This is a genomic window from Leptospirillum ferrooxidans C2-3, assembly GCF_000284315.1.
In the GTDB taxonomy this organism is placed as follows: Bacteria; Nitrospirota; Leptospirillia; order Leptospirillales; family Leptospirillaceae; genus Leptospirillum; species Leptospirillum ferrooxidans.
In genome coordinates, this window is record NC_017094.1 from 1,095,260 (window position 1) to 1,112,608 (window position 17,349).

General features: G+C 51.1%; 14 protein-coding genes. 5 read left to right on the forward strand and 9 right to left on the reverse strand.

The window, feature by feature from the left end:
- The first annotated feature begins 237 nt into the window (after positions 1-237).
- Together LFE_RS05605 and LFE_RS14260 are read left to right on the forward strand one after the other, a co-directional pair.
- On the forward strand, positions 238-1,218 hold the full coding sequence (locus tag LFE_RS05605; protein ID WP_014449269.1) for an Rpn family recombination-promoting nuclease/putative transposase: 981 nt from the start codon (positions 238-240) through the stop codon (positions 1,216-1,218).
- Between the two features lie 124 nt (positions 1,219-1,342).
- A complete protein-coding gene (locus tag LFE_RS14260; protein ID WP_014449270.1) occupies positions 1,343-3,670 on the forward strand; it encodes a tetratricopeptide repeat protein in 2,328 nt (775 codons plus the stop codon).
- A gap of 565 nt (positions 3,671-4,235) precedes the next feature.
- Here the strand turns inward: LFE_RS14260 and LFE_RS05625 are convergent.
- A complete protein-coding gene (locus tag LFE_RS05625; RefSeq protein ID WP_014449272.1) occupies positions 4,236-4,940 on the reverse strand; it encodes a hypothetical protein in 705 nt (234 codons plus the stop codon).
- Between the two features lie 204 nt (positions 4,941-5,144).
- On the opposite strand from LFE_RS05625, the gene LFE_RS05630 reads away from it, so the two are divergent.
- Positions 5,145-6,314 (forward strand): coproporphyrinogen-III oxidase family protein, encoded by a 1,170-nt coding sequence (locus tag LFE_RS05630; RefSeq protein ID WP_041774072.1) that lies wholly within the window; start codon positions 5,145-5,147, stop codon positions 6,312-6,314.
- On the opposite strand, the gene xerA is transcribed toward LFE_RS05630, so the two are convergent.
- The 3 genes from xerA to LFE_RS05645 all read right to left on the reverse strand — a co-directional run bounded on the left by xerA (position 6,286) and on the right by LFE_RS05645 (position 9,783).
- The gene (gene xerA / locus LFE_RS05635; RefSeq protein WP_014449274.1) at positions 6,286-7,224 is read right to left on the reverse strand and encodes a site-specific tyrosine recombinase/integron integrase; all 939 of its coding nucleotides are present in this window, start codon (positions 7,222-7,224) and stop codon (positions 6,286-6,288) included. The genes LFE_RS05630 and xerA overlap by 29 nt on opposite strands.
- 45 nt (positions 7,225-7,269) lie before the next feature.
- Positions 7,270-8,529, reverse strand: coding sequence for a hypothetical protein (locus LFE_RS05640; RefSeq protein ID WP_041774074.1), 1,260 nt, complete (start codon positions 8,527-8,529; stop codon positions 7,270-7,272).
- A 96-nt stretch (positions 8,530-8,625) separates the two neighbouring features.
- On the reverse strand, positions 8,626-9,783 hold the full coding sequence (locus tag LFE_RS05645; protein WP_014449277.1) for an NHL repeat-containing protein: 1,158 nt from the start codon (positions 9,781-9,783) through the stop codon (positions 8,626-8,628).
- 527 nt (positions 9,784-10,310) lie between these two features.
- Here LFE_RS05645 and LFE_RS05655 point away from each other — a divergent pair.
- On the forward strand, positions 10,311-11,990 hold the full coding sequence (locus LFE_RS05655; protein ID WP_014449279.1) for a nitrite/sulfite reductase: 1,680 nt from the start codon (positions 10,311-10,313) through the stop codon (positions 11,988-11,990).
- On the opposite strand, the gene LFE_RS13630 is transcribed toward LFE_RS05655, so the two are convergent.
- Entirely contained in the window at positions 11,974-12,165 is a 192-nt protein-coding gene (locus tag LFE_RS13630) for a hypothetical protein (protein WP_014449280.1), read from the reverse strand. The two genes, LFE_RS05655 and LFE_RS13630, sit on opposite strands and share 17 nt — an antisense overlap.
- 170 nt (positions 12,166-12,335) lie before the next feature.
- Complete coding sequence (locus LFE_RS05660; RefSeq protein ID WP_014449281.1) at positions 12,336-13,193, reverse strand: acyl-ACP desaturase; 858 nt, start codon at positions 13,191-13,193, stop codon at positions 12,336-12,338.
- A 235-nt stretch (positions 13,194-13,428) separates the two neighbouring features.
- Between LFE_RS05660 and LFE_RS05665 the strand changes: the two genes are divergently transcribed.
- The gene (locus tag LFE_RS05665; protein WP_232502574.1) at positions 13,429-14,985 is read left to right on the forward strand and encodes a glycogen synthase; all 1,557 of its coding nucleotides are present in this window, start codon (positions 13,429-13,431) and stop codon (positions 14,983-14,985) included.
- Here LFE_RS05665 and LFE_RS14515 read toward each other — a convergent pair.
- From LFE_RS14515 to LFE_RS05675, 3 genes are all read right to left on the reverse strand, one after another.
- Positions 14,946-15,080: a hypothetical protein gene (locus LFE_RS14515; protein WP_014449283.1), complete on the reverse strand. Its 135-nt coding sequence runs from the start codon at positions 15,078-15,080 to the stop codon at positions 14,946-14,948. The two genes, LFE_RS05665 and LFE_RS14515, sit on opposite strands and share 40 nt — an antisense overlap.
- Positions 15,081-15,107: 27 nt before the next feature.
- Positions 15,108-15,833 carry a Crp/Fnr family transcriptional regulator gene (locus LFE_RS05670; RefSeq protein WP_014449284.1) on the reverse strand — a complete coding sequence of 242 codons (726 nt, stop codon included), beginning with the start codon at positions 15,831-15,833 and terminating at the stop codon, positions 15,108-15,110.
- Positions 15,834-16,047: 214 nt separating this feature from the next.
- On the reverse strand, positions 16,048-17,238 hold the full coding sequence (locus LFE_RS05675) for a methyl-accepting chemotaxis protein (RefSeq protein WP_081495456.1): 1,191 nt from the start codon (positions 17,236-17,238) through the stop codon (positions 16,048-16,050).
- Positions 17,239-17,349: the final 111 nt, after the last annotated feature.

The window sequence follows — 17,349 nt, forward strand, 5'->3', positions numbered from 1 at the left end:
AGAATCGTCATGGCAGGTCGTCATCATGGAAAGACAAGCGGAAACGACAAGGCATGAAGCCAACATACGGGAGCTATCAGAAAAATCTGTGGGGATTCCTGGCATGGGCAAGTCTTTAATGGCGTGGTTATGATAATCCCTTGTTGATCTCGTGGCTCTCTTTCCGTTTACCTTTTTCATCGTGATCCCCAGTGGACCGGAACGATCCGCTGAATCCCGGAAAGGAGTTTTGACCCAATGGGCGACGTTGCCCTTCACGATCAATTTTTCAAGGCCACTTTGGGGCGAACCGGATCTTTTTCCCGTCTTCTGAAAGGATTTCTCCCCCCCGATATCGTCCGAAGTCTCGACTTCGCCTCCCTTCGCCCCATTCCGACCGAGTCGGTTGATGACGCTCTGGAGCGCTCCTTTATGGATCTGGCCTTCTCCGCCCGTCTGTCGGGAACGGAAACCCGGATCTATCTTCTGGTCGAGCACAAGAGCTCTCCCGACTCGGAGACCTTCCTTGGGCTGTTGCGGTACATGCTGGCTCTCTGGACGCGGGACCGCAAAGATGGGCGCCCCCTGACGCCAGTCCTTCCGCTCGTCTTCCATCATGGAAAGCAGCGATGGAACCTTCCACGGCGTTTTGCCGACTTCATGAAAACCCCGGAGGTCCTGCAATCCATCGCCCTGGACTTCGCGCCGGAGGTGCTCGACGTGGGCCCGATCCCGGATGAGAAGATCCGGGAAGCCATCGGGGACCCCGACACCCTCGTGCCGATCCTGGCCTTGAAACATATTTTCGGAAGTCTTGAGGAGGCCCTCGTTTCCGTCCTTCCTCTTTTCCGTTCCATTGAGGCGAATGGAACGCAGGTTGTGTTAAACTATCTTCTCGGATGCCATGGAATCGACAATCCGGAGACCTTGAAAAAAATCTCGGAAAAACTGGTCAAGGAGGAACACATGCCCAATGTTGTCGATATTCTGATTGAGGAAGGATTGCAGAAAGGACTGCAGAAAGGACTGCGGGAAGGTCTGCAGAAAGGGCTTCAGGAAGGGCTTCAGAAAGGCCAGCGGGATGCTGTCGTCAAACTCCTTGAAAAGGAGGTTTTGACACCCGACCAGATCGCATCGGCCCTTGATCTGGATCTTTCCCGGATTCTCGAAATCCAGGAGGGAATCGACCGGAGGTCATTTTCCGGGGGGCAAGGTCGAGGCCAACTTCCGGGGACCTGAGGCCAAGCCGCCATTCCGTAGCTTCGGTTTTTTTCCTGTTTTCCGCCAGTCATTATTTTGATAGAGTGATCCCTGCAACTATCGAATTAAGGGAACTCAAGCCCCGTTTTGGAAAGGAATCATTATGGAGCCATCCTGGCTTCCCCTTGCCGCTGAACTGACAGGGGACCCCATCATGATGGATGGGTTTCTCGATTTCTACGAGGATCGTCCGGAAGGATCTCCACTCAGAAAACGGCTGGAGGAGACTCTTTTCAACGAACGGGCACTTCGTTCCCATCTTATGGGAGAACTGGCGCTCTTCCACAGACTGCTGAATACTCTTCCCCCTTCCTCCTTTGCCTCCTATGCCGATCTTCTGGCCGAACGATTTCCCGAAGAAGCAGGGAAGGGGACCAATCCCATCTGCCGCGTTCTTTCGGTGATCGATCCCGAACGTGCCGCGAAACTCTTTGCTCGTTTCATCGAAGACGCTTCCCCGACGGACACGCGGGTCCTTCGACAGATCGCGGAGACCCTTCTTCTTCTGCCCGGGCCGGCGGCAAATTCTCTCCTGGAGCAGATCCTCAGCCGGAGCCCATCCTCCGAAGTTCTTTTATCTCTTTTGCGGGTGGCTTTCCACTTCGAACACGCGAAGACTCCGGGAATTCTTGCCGCTATAATGGTTGCTGACGAAGGAGGAGGTGATCCCTTTGGATCCATCGCCAGTATTCTTCTGGATCACGATGCCTGGTTCGATCTTTTTTCGGAAATCCGGAGCGGAAGAGTTTTCTCGTTTTCCGAAGTGGCTGGCCTGTTCGAAGACGACGCTCCTTTTTCGGAGATGGATCGGATCCTTCTTTCGGAGAGTCCCTTGAACGAAGCGATTGCCCTTCTGGAAAAACACGCCCATCTTTCGGCCGGACCAAGAGAGATCCTGAAAGCGCTTCCGGAAGACCGGTCGCGCCTGTCCGAAAGCATTGTCGAACCGATGTTCGCCCTGATATTGGCCGCAGTCGCCCACATCTTCGAGCGAAAAACCCTCGATACGAGGAATCTTTCCCTTGAAGAGACGATCTCTCTTCTGATCACAGATATCTCCAGAAACCGGCATGTCGAAGCGCTCTCAGAGCATCTTAGGGAATTCCCGGCGATAGAGGTTCTCCATGCCATGGAAGGGGCGATAGACGAGGTCAGGGATCTCTATGGAGGATTCTTTCTGGTTCAGGCCATGGGGGTTCTCGCCCGGGAAGAATTCATCCCCCTTCTGATCTCCTGCATGGATGACTCCTCGGGAGACGCTCTCTCCGAGGCTGCCATGGATGCCCTGATCGCGATCGGAGAGAGAGCGGGAAATACGCTCATGACCGAATGGAACACCCTGGACTCTTCTCAGCAGATCTACGGAAGTTCGGTGATTTTATCCGTTGGAGGAAAGGATCTGCCGGACTTCCTTCTGGCACACATCGACGATCTGTACGAAGAGTCCATGGAGCAATGGTGCGACATGGCCCTGGCCTCAGCTGACCAGAGGTTCCTTTCGCACCTGAAGTCCGAACTTAAGCGGAAAAACCCATTTGTCAATGCGGCCTACTATCGGCTGTGCCGACTTTTCGGGGTCGAGGACCCGGAACTCCCGAAAATCAGGGAAGGTATCGAAGCGGAGCAGAAACGGATTAAAAAGATCTTCTCGAAAGATTTCTCCGGAAATCTCATGGATCCGGAGAAGTCCTCTCTGACCGTTTCCCTTCGATGTCAAAGTTGCGGAAAGTCAAACCCTTACACCGTGAACAGGGTCTTTATTGGGGACAAGAGCGACGCGCCGCTGATATCAGGGGAGTTTGTCTGCCTGTCCTGCGACCGGTGGAGTGAATTCGATCTCGACTCAAACGGGATTTTTTGCCTGACCGCCGAAATGATGAGGATCTCGATGGCCCATGAGAGCGGGGTCAGGATCACTCCGCTGGTGGATGTTCTGAACACTGTGACCTCCGATGGTCTCACCGAGCCGCTCCCGAAAGCGTTCAGAAGGGTGAAGGAAAGAATCCGGGAAAGCCCCGGTGACTGGCACTCTCTTCATCGTCTGAGCAACCTTCTGATTGCCCTCGATCGTCCCCGTGCCGCGTTTGATTGCACAGCCCGTGCCTATGAACTGAATCCGGATTGTCTCGAGATCGTCATTAACCGCATTCTCTCCCTTCGGAAGCGGGGAATGGAACAAGAGGCTTTCGCTCTGGCCCAAGATGCTTTGGAAAACCGCTCGCGGTGGATGTTCGTTTCCCCGAGCATGAAAACGAGACATCAGGAGTTTGAAGATCTTTACAACGAACTGATTTCCTCCCTGGACCTTGATCTACCGGAAATTCGCCTTGTCGCCCAGGCTCTGCCGTCTTCCTTGGGGTGGAACAAGGTCGGCAGAAACGATCCTTGTCCCTGCGGAAGCGGGAAGAAATATAAAAAATGCTGTCTCTGAAAACAGGAGAGGATCTTCTTCCAGGCCCGTCGGTCTTCGTTTTCGGATTTTGGTCATCTGAAATCCGTTCAGGCTCTGGATTTGTATTTTGGCATTCTTGGAAATCTCCGTTTTTTTCGAACCATCCGGAGAGAGGGCAAGCGCAGGACGATCCGGAATTCCGGCACCGAAGCATTGAATCCATTTCTCCGGACTACTCTTGGCCTGACGGAGGATTTTATTCCGGCGCCAATCTCTCCAAATGAAATTTGGGAGATTGGATCTGGTCGGGCTTGGGAAAACGAATCCTTCACGAGAGACTTATCGGGGAGTGGTTCCCGTGAAATCCACTTGCTGTGCAAAAGACCTTTTTTCCAAATCCAAATCAAAGCGTGTCGCTGTCTCACCAACCGTGTTTTTGAAGTGTATAAAAAACTCCCGAACGTGCTACTCTGAATTCACCATTCCAAGGTGAAGAGTAAAACCCCTGTCGAGTTTTCCGCATAGGAAGATCCGCTCAAAAACCGCATTTATTTGTTGCACTTCGACCTCCAATCCGCCTCTTTTTCGTTTTGATTTGAAACGATTATCCGTCGCTGAGCTGGTAAAACCCTCTTCCTTCCCGCCGGACATCTCCCTTTCTCCTTGTGAGCGCCACCCGGATGGCATTTCTGGGGTCGTTTGAGGGAGGACATCCTTCCATTTTCGAAATGCGGGAGACCAGCTCATCAAGACTCAGAGGATTGGGAGAGGATTTCAGGGCCAAGATCGCAAGGTCTCCCCATGAACCACTGGCCCGGGAGGTATCGGAGGAAGGGGGTGGCTCAAACAGGATCTTTGGAACCGGCTCTTTTCTCTCTTCTGTTCGAGATTCCTTTCCGGTATGGCGGGAGTCCTGGTCCGGTCTGTCCATCTGCGAGACATGATTTTTTTCACCACGTCTGGACTCTGAAAACAGCGGCAGCGCAGACAGTTCAGGATCGATGGCCCGGCTCTGATCCGGTTGGCTATGGCGGGAGGGGGGATCCGGGGTGAAGGGAGCGGTTCCGGAGAGTATCCCATCGAGAAGCTGTTCGACCTTTTTCAGCGAATCGATTCTCCGGGTCAGCCGGTCGATTTCCCGACGGGTCTCCTGAAGAAACTGGTAAGACTCCTGCTGGTAGCTCATGTCCGATTCCTTTTCGATGGAGAGAGGATCCTGTCCTTTTTTCAGATCATGGTACGAACTGTTTCGGAATCTGTTGTACGAATGTTCTGTCAAGAGGATGTTCTTACGTGTGAACGCGTTCATGATACCCTTGTTCGTGGCTCATGACAACAAATAGACTATTAATAGTCCAACATTAATTTGTGCTACTTCAATATCTATAATTAAACTAAAGTTTTCGTTTTTTTTTATTATATTAGAATATGTTGTTTTTGTTTTAAATGGAAAAACCTATCATTTCAGAAAATCCAATTCTCTCTCTTTTTTTGAGAAAGGGTAAGATTGTCCATGGCTCAAAAAATCCGGGACACCATCCTTCCTCTTTATGTGCAGGTTCCGTTTTGTCCTGAACGGTGCGATTACTGCAGCATACCTGTTTCCACCCGCATGGATGAGGCGGGGCGCTATCTCGATGCGCTATCGCTTGAGCTCTCCCGGGTTCTTGATTACATCGAGGATGCGTCCGCTCTGACCCTCTACATCGGTGGTGGCTCTCCCACATCTCTTCCCAAAGAGGATCTCGGAAGGCTTCTTGGGCTGTTTGAGCCTTTTCGGAAGAAGGTTCTTGAGTGGACGGTGGAAAGCCGTCCGGAAGGTCTGACACAGGAGAATCTAACGATTCTTTCCGAGGCCGGGGTCACGAGGCTGTCGATTGGAATCGAGTCTTGGGAGGCCGATCGCATGAACTTCCTGGGACGATCGACTCCGGTGTTCGATCCTGTCCAATTTCTTTCGGGGATCCGGCCATTCTTCCCGGGATCTGTTTCCATGGATTTTATTGTGGGTGGGGGACGCTTCGATACGCGTGCGTTCAAGGATCTTGCAGGGGCTCTTTTGGCTGCGGGTCTTGAGCATATTTCTTTTTATCCATTGACACTTGAGGGACAGACGAGTCTTTTGGCACATCATGATCGCAGCGGTACGGCCAAGGGAATCGAGGAGGAAGCGGCATCCGACTGGCTGGACTGTATCGCCGCACTTTCGGATGTCGGATGGGATCGGTACGAAGTGGCGAACTGTTCCAGCGGCAAAGAGAGCCGTTGTCTCCATAACCTTCTGATCTGGGAGGGGGCGGACTATCTGGGGATCGGTGCGGGGGCCCATCAGCGCGTACGGAATATCCGTACAGAGAATGTACGATCGTTCAGGGAGTACGTTGATCGTACGAATGAAGGACAGAACCCTTTTTCCGTACGGGAGAGCCTTTCCGATGAGGAGCTCTTTATCGAGAGGCTTTTAACCCGTATGCGAGTTCGGTCAGGAATTTCCCTCAAGGATTTGGGAGAATGGATTCCCGACGCGTATGTACGGAAGATGGTTGATTCGTACGTTACGGACGGATTCGTACGAGAGGAAGAGCTTATACGTAACTCGAGGGTGGTCTGTACGGATGAGGGTTTGAATCGTCTTGACGATCTGGTCTCGGGACTTATTCTTGGGATGGATCGGGTTTTGTAACAGAGGGGTTTTCCTGGTCTGCCTGCCCTCTGGGATGCTTTTCGGAGAGCTCTTTGGAGAGGTTCGAGATGTCGACCTTTGTGTAGATTTCTGTGGTCTGGATGTCGGCATGGCCCAAAAGAAGCTGGATGGAGCGTATGTCCATTCCGTTCATCAGAAGGTGGGTCGCAAAGGAATGCCTGAGGGTATGGGGGGTCAGGTCGCTCTGTATCCCCGCGAGTTTTCCGTGTTTTTTCACCATCACCCAGACGCCCTGTCTGGTGAATCCTTTTGAAAGTCTTGTCAGAAAAAGGATTTTTTCCTTTCTGGCAATTTTTTCCCGGACCTGTTCGAGATACGTTCTGATCCGCTCGATGGCTTCCTCGTCCATGAATGTCAATCGTTCCTTGTCTCCTTTTCCCTGAACCCTGATGACGGCTTCCTTCAGGTCAACCCTGTCGATGGTCAGTTCGACCAGCTCCGTGACCCGGATCCCGGAGGCATAGAGAAGGGCCAGCATGGCCCGGTCCCGGATTCCCTCAGGATCGTCGTCTGAAGGGGCGTCCAGGAGGCGTCTGACCTCTTCTTTGGAGAGAACGGTCGGAAGATCGGCGGAAAGCCTTGGAGAGGGAATTCTGGAGAGATCGGATCCCGGGTAGCCCTGGCGTTCGAGAAAGAGGATCCATTTCCGGATGGCGGAGAGCATGCGGGAGCGGGAGCGGACCGAGAGATCGGAGCGGAATGTGAAGTAGGCCAGGACTTCCGATTCCGGAAAATCGAGGAGGCTCAGCCCCTGGGATTGTTCGGAGAGGTACTTTTCAAAGGCGTAAAGATCAAGAAGGTAGGATCGGATGGTGTTCTGGGCGGAGCCGGATCCCACGGTCAGATCCTGCTCGAAAAGATCCAGAAGGTCCCGAAGCCCCGGAGTCATGGGAGAGGATCCGGGGGTGGGGAAAGACTGGCCTTTGAAGGATCGCTATTGTCCGGTAATGCCATATGAAACGACGTTGTTTCCATAGTTTGAGTTTGTCGCTCCCGAACAGGGCCCAAGACTTGAAAGACTTTTGTTTCCGAGGAAGACAAAAGGGCCTGTTTGTGATTGGGTACTGAAGGGCGATTGGTTCAGGGCAGGAAATGAGGTCAGTGCCACAGGATCAGTCATTTCGCAGCCGGTATAGGGGAGGTTGAAGGGGTTGATTGACACACCCCCGTTAATCGGGGTGGGAACCGGCATGACATATTGCTGGATGCTGTTTCCGATGTTCAGGAGATAGATATAATCGCATGGGGCGGTGGAGCAGTAGTTCGAGTTTGTGATGGTTGTTTCCGAGACCGCAATGCCGATGGGGTCGCTCATGGCGACGCCGTTGTTGTTTCCCGAGTAGCTTTGTACGTTGTTGGGGCTAAGGGTGTTTGGATTGCTTGAAGAAACATGGTAAATCGTGATCTGTCCGCCATTGTTTGCTGTATTGGTGGATGCGTCCGCAAAAAAGACCAGTCCGTTGGGATCGATGGCCATCCCTTTGATGATAGGGCCGGAAACGGGATAGTTCGGAAGTGTTGTCAGTTGTGTGGTAAAGGAAGAAAATCCGGTCAAAGCGTTTGCACCGCTAATAGCGAAGTAGCTTCCACTACTTGTGACCCCGAACAACACATTATTGACAATCCCCAGTCCGGTAATCGTCCCGGAGGATATGGAGATTGAGGAGTTGGAGCTAAAGGCATTACATGATGATGATGAATATGTAAATCCGTACAGCATGTTTCCTGACGCGGCGAAGATATTGGCTCCGGATGATGTCGCAACTCCCGCAACCGCGGAGATGGCATATGTTGGAGAAGAAGAAGTAGTACAGGGAATGGGAGATGATGATGTGGAATCGACATTTGGGACCACATTGACCGCACCGTTATTGGCTCCGACGACGAGGACCGGAAGAGAAGAAGATGAAACAAAAGTGTTTAATGCGGTGACTCCCTCGGATCCTGCAGCGGATGAAGTTGAGCTTGTACAAAGTGTCAGACTGCTGGTGCTGGTGATGGCAAAGCAGTCCGCAAGATTCCCGTTCGCTGTGATGAGTGATCCTGCCTGACCGTTGGGAAGCGGAATGGGGGTGCTTGAGGTATTGTTGCTTCCCGAGCAAGCCGAAAATGTCGCCAGAACTGCCAGAAAGAGGGCGGGAATCTTGATCAGGAATGAACGGTCAGGTTTTTTCTGAAAAGGGACAATTTTCATGGGAACAGATCCTCACATTGTAACGGTTGACTGCTGTTTTGATTCTTTTCCTGTATTAAGGAGAGCATCGCCCTCTAGGACAATCTTGACGGATGATTATTTCAAAAACGGGTTCACCGGAGTCACATCATATGTCGGTGGCGTATCTCCACCATAGAAAATCTGGGTGTTGTATCCGTATATGGCATCGCCTGTCTGCTGAAAGACAAACAGATTTTCGTTGATCGAGTCAAACGTGAGCGCATACGGAGTATTAAGATTGGCGTTTGGCCCGTTGATCCTTCGTGTCGGGTTGTAGTTTCCTCCGCTGGAAAGAAAATTGTCCCAGACCAGAATGTTCCCGCTGGTATCGGAAACATAAAGGGTGTTGTTGTTCACCCAGACTCCCACCGGGCTTGAGATATAGGTATTGCCGCCGGCATAGAAGATCGGAGGAGGATCGTTTGAGAACGATTTTTCAAACGCCGCTCCATCCGGATAGAGGTTGACGGTGCCGGCGCCGGTGTTGGCCACAACAAGAGTATTCGTCGAGTTTGAAAAATAGATCCCGGCAGGGGCGTTCAGCTCTGTCGGCTGGGATTGGGGTGCCCCGGGGGTCCCGTTTGTTCCGGGATTGATTCCTCCGGAAGGGGCGAGGTTATAGGTCCCCGGTGCTGTGATCTGGGAGGTGTCGAAGGCCAGAACGTTGCTTCCCGCAAGATTTGTGACAAAGATGAACGGAGCGGAAATAGATGTTTGTCCGGTGGGAGGGACGGTCGCGACAGCCACTCCTTCCGGAGAATTCAGCTGGGTATTGCCCCCCTGGATGGTGACCGTTGGGCTCTGGGAAGGGTTCGTATAGTTGAAATTACAGAAAATCGAGATGGAATTGGCCACAGCATCGGTGACAATGAGAGCGGGAGGACTGGTGGTTCCGCATGCGGGTATTGGCTTGATATCACTGAAATACGTAAGCGTTGAGCTTGTTGCATGCGGATAGACAAAAGCCCCGGAAGGTCCCTGAAACGGCCCTGAAATCGTTGCGACAGGGGAGATCTGGGTCGGGTTCGCCGACGGGCTTGGATATTGGGTCAGATCTGTTCCAGGATAGAGCAACACCTCCCTGATCCCGTAATCGGTTACCACAGCAAAGGAGTTTGCGGGAGTTGAAGAGGCGTACATGGCCATTCCGGCGGAAAAATTCAGATTATTGGCGGCTCCTGACGGGGTATTTTGTCCGCAGGCTCCAAAACCCAAAAAAAGAACCGCAATCAAGGAAGCCTCAAACGGGATTTTTGAGACTTTTTCTTTCCAATATCCATTTTGTGAGCGTAAAAATCCGGCGCACTTCCATATTGTGGGCGATAAGCCTTGATTCATTTGAAAAAGCTTCATATCAGTACGACAATCCCCAGGCGCAAACAACCCAATAAGACCCAAGATGAGAAATGATTGCCTGAATCCTCCTGCCGACCATTTTGTCTGTTATCCCTGTGAAAATGTCTTCATCGAGTGTATTGAGGGAAGACGATCCGGACGCTTGTTTTTTTTCTTTTTTGATCTGATACCAAGATTAAGAAGGCTCAAAACTCCCAATACTATCGGGGATTTTACGGGATAAGTCAATTTATTTCAGAACCGTCCCCATCTTCTTTGTTTTTCAGGAAAAACACCTCGAGATGATTCTGTCGTCTTGACCATCCAGTTTTATCTATGGTATTGTTTATACGTTAGTAACTTATTAAACTTTATTTATCAGGTCTTATCCAGAAAGAACTTGTCTCTCAGAAGGGGAAAGCAAAATGTCGAAAGATCCGGCTGTCAAATCCTCCGCACGACTCAAGGCAGATGCCCATGAAGAATCCAAGGCGATCGTGAATCCATGGACCCAGCTTGAAGAGATCTGCGATATGGCTCGCGCCGGATATGACGCTTTCCCACCCGAGGTGTTGAACCTCAGGCTCAGATGGTGGGGGGTCTACCCACAGGGGGACGGAGAGGGGAAGGCCGGAGGGCTTGTCCCATACTTCATGCTCAGGACCCGCATTGCGGGAGGGATCCTGAAAGCCGCGGCGCTCCGGCAGATGGCCTTCATCTCGGAGCGGTACGCCAGGGGGACCGCCGATATCACTGTACGGCAGAATATCCAGTTCCACTGGATCACGCCATCGGATCTTCCCGAGATTTTTCGACTGTTGGGCGAGGTAGGGATCGACTCCATGGGCGCCTGTGGCGATGTGACGAGAAACATCTCCGGCTGCCCTGTCTCCGATCTCTCGGGGGATCCTTTGGCAGAGCGTCACAGGCGTCTTCTTGAAGAGGCCAATGCCGCGTTAAAGGGCCATCCCGATTTCTGGAATCTTCCCAGAAAGTTCAAGATCACGATTGCGTCCTGCAAGAGCCAGTGCTCCCTTCCCGAGATCAATGATGTCGGGATCGTTCCGGTCCATCATCCCGTTCATGGGGATGGTTATGCCCTGCGGGTGGCGGGTGGGCTCTCGACACGTCCCCACTTCTCCATACCACTTCACTTTTTCTTCAAGTATGAGGAGGTGGTTCCCGTTCTCAGGGGGATTGCCTCCCTGTTTCGGGACCGATCCGAACTTCGGGAAAACAGGGACCGTGCCCGTCTGAAGTTCCTCTTTCTGGAACATGGCTGGGACAGGAATCGTTTCGAAGAGGTTCTCTTGTCCTATCTTTCTTTTTCTCCGGTTGTTTGGGAGCCATCAGGAATCGAAGTCGAGGGCTTTCAGTCCGCCAGGGATCACATCGGTGTCCATCAGGTCCCGGACGGATCCGGCCATTGTTATATCGGCCTTTCGATCAATCAGGGGGCTCTCTCTCCCGCTGTGATGAGCGGGCTGGCTGATCTCTCGGAGTCCTGGGGGAACGGGGAGATCCGTTTGACCTCAATGCAGAACCTGATCCTGACAGGGATAGCGGAAAAGAATCTTCCACTGGTGTTGGAAAAGTTGTTCCGTCTTGGTCTCAATCCCACTGACGGATCCTTTCTCTCAAGAACCGTTTCCTGCACCGGCAACGTGTTCTGCCGACTAGCTCTTGTTGAGACGAAGGAGTTTTCCCGGGATCTCGCGCTAACCCTTCATGAGCGTTTTGGCGAAATCTCCGACCCGCTCAATCTTCATGTGACGGCCTGCCCGAACGATTGTGGCCAGCAGCGTATTTCCGAGATCGGACTTCAGGGAGTCTCCATCAAGGACGAGTCGGGTGCGGCGATCGACGGCTACGAGCTTTTCCTGGGAGGGCAGACCGGTAGCAGAAAGTCGTTTAACCAGAGAACGGGTGTCCGTTTATCCGGGGAGCAGGTGGCTCCGGTCCTGACGTCGATTATTGGGTCTTACCTCTCTGAGAAAAATCCGGATCAGGATTTTCGGGATTTCATTGAAATCAAGGGGATGGACTGGGTCAAGGGGATCGCTGGGGTGAAACGGAAGAAGGACCCGGTCAAGGTTGGTGAGTAGCCCAGTAGAGAACAAAGTAGTAAACACCGATCAGAAGAAGCAGAAGACCGGCCCGTCCATACTTCCCCAGAGCGCTGCCATAAAATGATGCCAGAAATGCAAGGCTCAGGAACAGCAGAAGAAGTCTGAGGTCAAAGTGGGCAAACCACGGCGTAACGGGTTTGACAGGAACCACAGCCGGGACGTTTGGAAGATTGGTATTGATGGTTGGTGTTGTAATCGAACTCTCCGGGGGTTCAGAAACTCAAATGAGGGAAGGGAGCGTTATGATCGTTCCTTCCCTCATCATCAGGCTGAGCTGTTTTTTCCGGTCTACCCCCACCCGTATTATGGATGGGGTTTTCTTCAGCTGGCGTAAGTGATCTTCAGGTTCAGCCGTTCGCGAATTTTCTGGGCCATCTTCAGGACAGCCGGAGCGGCCGGGATATTTTCTTTCTGGGCGAGTTTCTCAAGGAGAGAGACAAGAATGGACTGGGGCGCGTTCCGGTCATATCCCGGAGCTTCCCTGGCCATTTTGATCGCCCGTCTTCTGTAGTCTTTCATGGTGTTGTGGAGGGGCATCTTGTAGTTGAAGACGACTTCCTCGATCTGTGGAAGCACATCCTCGCCAAAGGTCCGGATAAAGGTTTCGACCATCTGTGCAAAGAATGCATAGTGCCTCGCCTCGTCCTTCGAAAGAAAGCTCAAAAGTTTCAATAGCACTGGCTCTGTCACACCCTTGGCCAGTGACTGGTAGTACATCTGTGTGGCTTTTTCCTGAAGGAGCGTATAGGTAAAGACCTGCACCGGTTCAGAAAACCCGATGGAGAAGTCTTTCAGATTTTCCTGGATCATCTGGATTTCGAGCGCTTCTTCGGAAGGCTCGATGCCTGAATTGATCTGATACAGCGCCAGCGCTTGGGCGTGGCGATCCTCTTCGAGACCCCATCGTACGGTGAAATGGAAGAGCTCCCTGTTATGGATGGCCTCTTCCTGATTCGGAGCCGTCTCTATAGGGAACAGCTTCTGATATTCCTGAAAATAACCCGGAAGATGATCTTCGACGATGGTCACAAAGGAGACGGCTCCCTTCTGCCCCTCGGACAATAGCTCTGGCCGGTGCAGTTCCCACGGAAGATCCCTGAATCTGTTCCAGTTTGAATCATCGGCAATCTGGTTGAAGCCTCTGACAACATTTCTCAGTTCTGAAATAGGTAGATGCACAACATCCCTTTCTGAACGTAAGCAAGACCGACTTTCCGGCCCGATGTTCCATTTTTGAACTCGACCACTTGCGAACAACACCCATTTGGCTCCACTATAATCCTGTCTGTCGAAAATATCCACTCCCTCTAAAAGTAGGGGTGCAGGATGATGTCGCTCCGTGGTGGCTCTTTCGGAGTTTTGTTCATATTGAACCAAGTTGGAGATAATGGAGAAAAAGCTGCCTAGGGAATCTTTGGAAAACGTTCAGAAAATTCCTTTTGTCGATACCCCTGGATCCCTGTTGTTCCTGACATCTGAAATCTCTCCCTTCATGAAGACCGGTGGTCTTGGAGATTATTCCCAGGCACTGCCTCCAGCGCTCCTTCGTTCGATGGCCGATGGGGGGGATGTCAGAATTTTCTGTCCGGGATTTTTGGGCGCAGAGACCGATCCGAGGCTGACGCCCGTCGGTGGTCCCCTGACGTTCGAAACTCCATGGGGAGAAAAAACGCTCAGGGTCTTTCGGGCAGCGGATCAAAAAGAGAGTGCTGGAAGCTGTCCATCAGGGCCAATCCTTGATTTCCTTCTGGTGGATGACCTTTTTGATCGCAAAGGGCTCTATGGAGAGGCCGGTCAGGATTATCCGGACAATTTCATCCGTTATTTCTCCTGGTCTTTGGCGGTCTTTGTCTGGATGGGGGAGACTGGATTCCTTCCGGATGTTGTCCATGGAAATGACTGGCAAACCGGGATGTTTTTTCCGCTCCTACGACTCAAGTCCATTGAGGATTCAAGTCTTTCTTCCATCCGGACGGTCTTTACCATTCATAATCTTGCTTTCAAGGGACTTTTTCCGTTTGATCTCTTTTTCCTGACGGGTTTTCCTGCTTCCTGGGGAGGTTTTGACGGTCTTGAATATTATGGCGATCTCTCGATGATCAAGGGAGGGATCGTTTTCTCCGATTATGTGACGACTGTGAGTCCGACCTATCGAAATGAAGTGCTTTCCGAACCTTTGGGCGCGGGACTCTCGGGAGCACTGAAATATCGTGGGGAGCGCTTTCTGGGTGTTCTGAACGGAATTGATGATGATGTCTGGAACCCGTTGACGGATCCGATGATCGAGCACCCTTTTTCCAGGACAGATCTTTCCGGCAAGGAGATCAACCGCCATTCTCTGATCAGAAAAGGAAACTTTTCTTCTGCGGATGCTCCGGTCATCGGTTGTGTGACAAGGATGACATCACAGAAGGGGATCGACCTGTTGCTTCTGGCACTTGATCAGTGGTTGTCGGGGCAGGCAAAGCCCTTTTCCTTTTTTCTTTTGGGAACGGGAGATCCCGTTCTTGAAAAAAAAGCGCTGGAACTCGAGGCAAAGTACAGGGGAAAAGTCCATGTTGTCATCGGATTTGATGAAGGGCTCTCTCACCAGATTTATGCGGGGTCGGATTTTTTCATGATGCCGTCCCGTTATGAACCCTGCGGACTGGCACAGATGTACGCCATGAGATATGGAACCATTCCTCTGGTCTTTCCGACGGGAGGTCTTCGGGATACCGTTTCAGACGGTGTGGATGGTCTCTGGATGTCATCTCTTTCGGAAGAAGGGGTGATCGATGTTCTGGATCGCGCTTTAGACCTTTATCAGGATAAAAAGACCTTCTTCTCATACAGAAGTCACTCAATGGACAAGCAAAATGGATGGGAAGAGCGGACTGGTGAGTACCTCAGGATATATGCCGGAGTGCTTCCATCCGCTCCGGAGATCCGTCAGGGTTTGTTGATGGCCCGGATGGCCTTGAAAATGTAATAGATGCCCATGCTGATTCCAATGATGACCCCGGTTACGATGATATAGTCGGTGGGGCCCCATTGGGAAAGTGTCGGGTTTGTGTAGGGCTGCATTCTTTCATCTCCATGATTGTGACATTTTCAGATTGGGTGTGTTTGACTCTCTTTCCTGAGTCGGGCTTCGTTCACCAGATAGATTTTGTTGTCCTTGATGCGAATGGTGTCTGTCTGGACAAATGTCCCAAGTGATCGGGAGACGGTCTCTCTCGTCAGACCAGAAAGGGAGGCCAGCTCCTGTCTTGTTAGCCTGTCATGAATATAAGGGATCCCTTCCTTGGTCTTTTGTCCCTCTTTTTCCATCAGGTTCAAAAGGGTTCTTGCGATTTTTGAATAGGCATCCCCGAAGGCCATATGCATCAGCCGATTATCCATTTCCCTGATACGGTTTCCCATCACGGACAGGATCTTCAAGGCAATGACCGGACTTTTTTTCAAAAGGGATAGAAGATCTTCCCGCTCCATCGAGATCAGTATGGTCGCTTCCAGTGCGGAAACGGAAGCGCTTCTGATATCGTTTGTGAAAATGGCCATTTCACCAAAAAAATCATTCGGATATCCAATGGTCAGAATCATCTCCCTGCCTTCAAAATCCTCGGTGTAAATTTTGACGGATCCTGAAACAAGGAAGAACAGCTCCGAGCCGGAATCCGCTTCCTGTATGATGATCTGTCCGGATCGGTAGGTGCGCAAGCGACAGATGGACGACATATCCTCCAGATCTTCCGGGGGCAATTCCTTGAAAAGCTCGATTTCCTGAAGCGTTTCCAATAGGGGAATGGTTTCATTGATCTTTTTGGGGTTGGTCATAGGGTATGAGCTTCCTGTTTAGTGTTTGGTTGTGATCCGTTTTGATCAGACGATGGAATGACACCCTTACCATACAAGAATACACGAAAGTTTTCTTTTAGGCAGTGTCGGCGGTCAAATGAGGCAGATTCGGCAATATGGAGATGATCGGCAATCGATCAGGTTATGTGGGCGAACGGTTCCCGGAGACTTCCATGGAAGCCTCCGGCCCGAATTAAAGATTGACTTTATTTTTTTTGAGCAATTCTTTCGTTTTTTCTGCTTCCTGCTGGGCATGTTCCAGATTTTTCCGGATCTCTTCAACCTCATTCGACTGTTTTTTTGTGGCAGAGACTGTTTCTGAAAGGGATTTCGATAAATCCTGGCTTCTCGCTACGATTGAGGAGAAGACACGGTCGACATCTTCAGACATTTTCTGACTTCCGGAGACTTTTTCCAGAGCGGATTTGATCATCGAGACTGTCTTGCTGGTATCTTCCTGCGTCTCCCTGATGGTATCCCCGATCTCTTTTGTCGCGCGAATCGTTCTCTCCGCAAGCTTCCGGACCTCATCTGCAACGACGGCAAATCCGCGTCCCTGCTCACCAGCGCGTGCAGCTTCAATCGCCGCATTCAAAGCCAAAAGATTGGTCTGACTGGCGATATCGTTGATAACCTCGATGATCTTTCCAATTTCAAGGCTTCTCGATGCCAGGGCATTGACGACATCTCCAAGTGTGTTCATGGCATCGCCCGCTTGCCCCACCTGCGTTTTCAAAAGGGATGCGACATGCTGCCCGTCCTCGGCTTCTTTTTGTGTCTGTTTTGAAACATCAGCAATTCCCGAGGTATTTCTGGAGATTTCTTTTGTGGCGGTATCGAGGTCTCCCACTGATTTCAAAACGGACAAGGCATTTTCCATTTGGCTTGAGATACTGTGCTCCAGGGCATCTCCCTCGGTAATGTCGATAAAGATCGTCATGTACCCCAGTGATTCCCTCGAGACTGGATCCACAAGTACCTGTGATGTGGAGAGAAGCTTTGAGCCACCGATATCCATGATCTGGTTTTTTCGGATCTCTCCTTCGCGGAGATTGGATAAAATGCCCCGGATCCTGTCGGGATCCTTGTGGAAGCGGTGGATGGAACCTCCAAGGACATCTTTTGCAGCGACTCCATAGTCCTTGATCATGTCTTTTTCCATCGAGGAGATGATGCCCTTCATCGTCTCATTCAGATAGAAAATCTCGTTGCCGACTTTGCTGTTCCCCATCTCCTTTCTGGCAATGGCGATGCCGACTTTAGGGATGGAGTCAAGAATGGACTTGACGACTTCAGGATACATGAAAATGCTTTTTTGAGTTTGATTACTATTTAATGTAACGGAAAGATTGTTATTTTGATTGTTTTTATTGAAAAATGACATAACAATCCTCCAGTTGGTATAAAAAAACATTTATCACTCTTACATTTTAATTATGATGAGGAGTTGTGATCCATGTCAATTTCTCGATCATTGAATTGATTTACAACATAT

Excerpts from the sequence above, each read along its gene's own strand:
- LFE_RS05655 (WP_014449279.1), top strand. The coding sequence starts at position 10,311 with ATGTCGAAAGATCCGGCTGTCAAATCCTCCGCACGACTCAAGGCAGAT.
- LFE_RS05670 (WP_014449284.1), bottom strand. The coding sequence starts at position 15,833 with ATGACCAACCCCAAAAAGATCAATGAAACCATTCCCCTATTGGAAACG.
- LFE_RS14260 (WP_014449270.1), top strand. The coding sequence starts at position 1,343 with ATGGAGCCATCCTGGCTTCCCCTTGCCGCTGAACTGACAGGGGACCCC.
- xerA (WP_014449274.1), bottom strand. The coding sequence starts at position 7,224 with ATGACTCCGGGGCTTCGGGACCTTCTGGATCTTTTCGAGCAGGATCTG.
- LFE_RS05605 (WP_014449269.1), top strand. The coding sequence starts at position 238 with ATGGGCGACGTTGCCCTTCACGATCAATTTTTCAAGGCCACTTTGGGG.
- LFE_RS05640 (WP_041774074.1), bottom strand. The coding sequence starts at position 8,529 with ATGAAAATTGTCCCTTTTCAGAAAAAACCTGACCGTTCATTCCTGATC.
- LFE_RS05625 (WP_014449272.1), bottom strand. The coding sequence starts at position 4,940 with ATGAACGCGTTCACACGTAAGAACATCCTCTTGACAGAACATTCGTAC.
- LFE_RS05630 (WP_041774072.1), top strand. The coding sequence starts at position 5,145 with ATGGCTCAAAAAATCCGGGACACCATCCTTCCTCTTTATGTGCAGGTT.
- LFE_RS14515 (WP_014449283.1), bottom strand. The coding sequence starts at position 15,080 with ATGCAGCCCTACACAAACCCGACACTTTCCCAATGGGGCCCCACCGAC.
- LFE_RS05675 (WP_081495456.1), bottom strand. The coding sequence starts at position 17,238 with ATGTCATTTTTCAATAAAAACAATCAAAATAACAATCTTTCCGTTACA.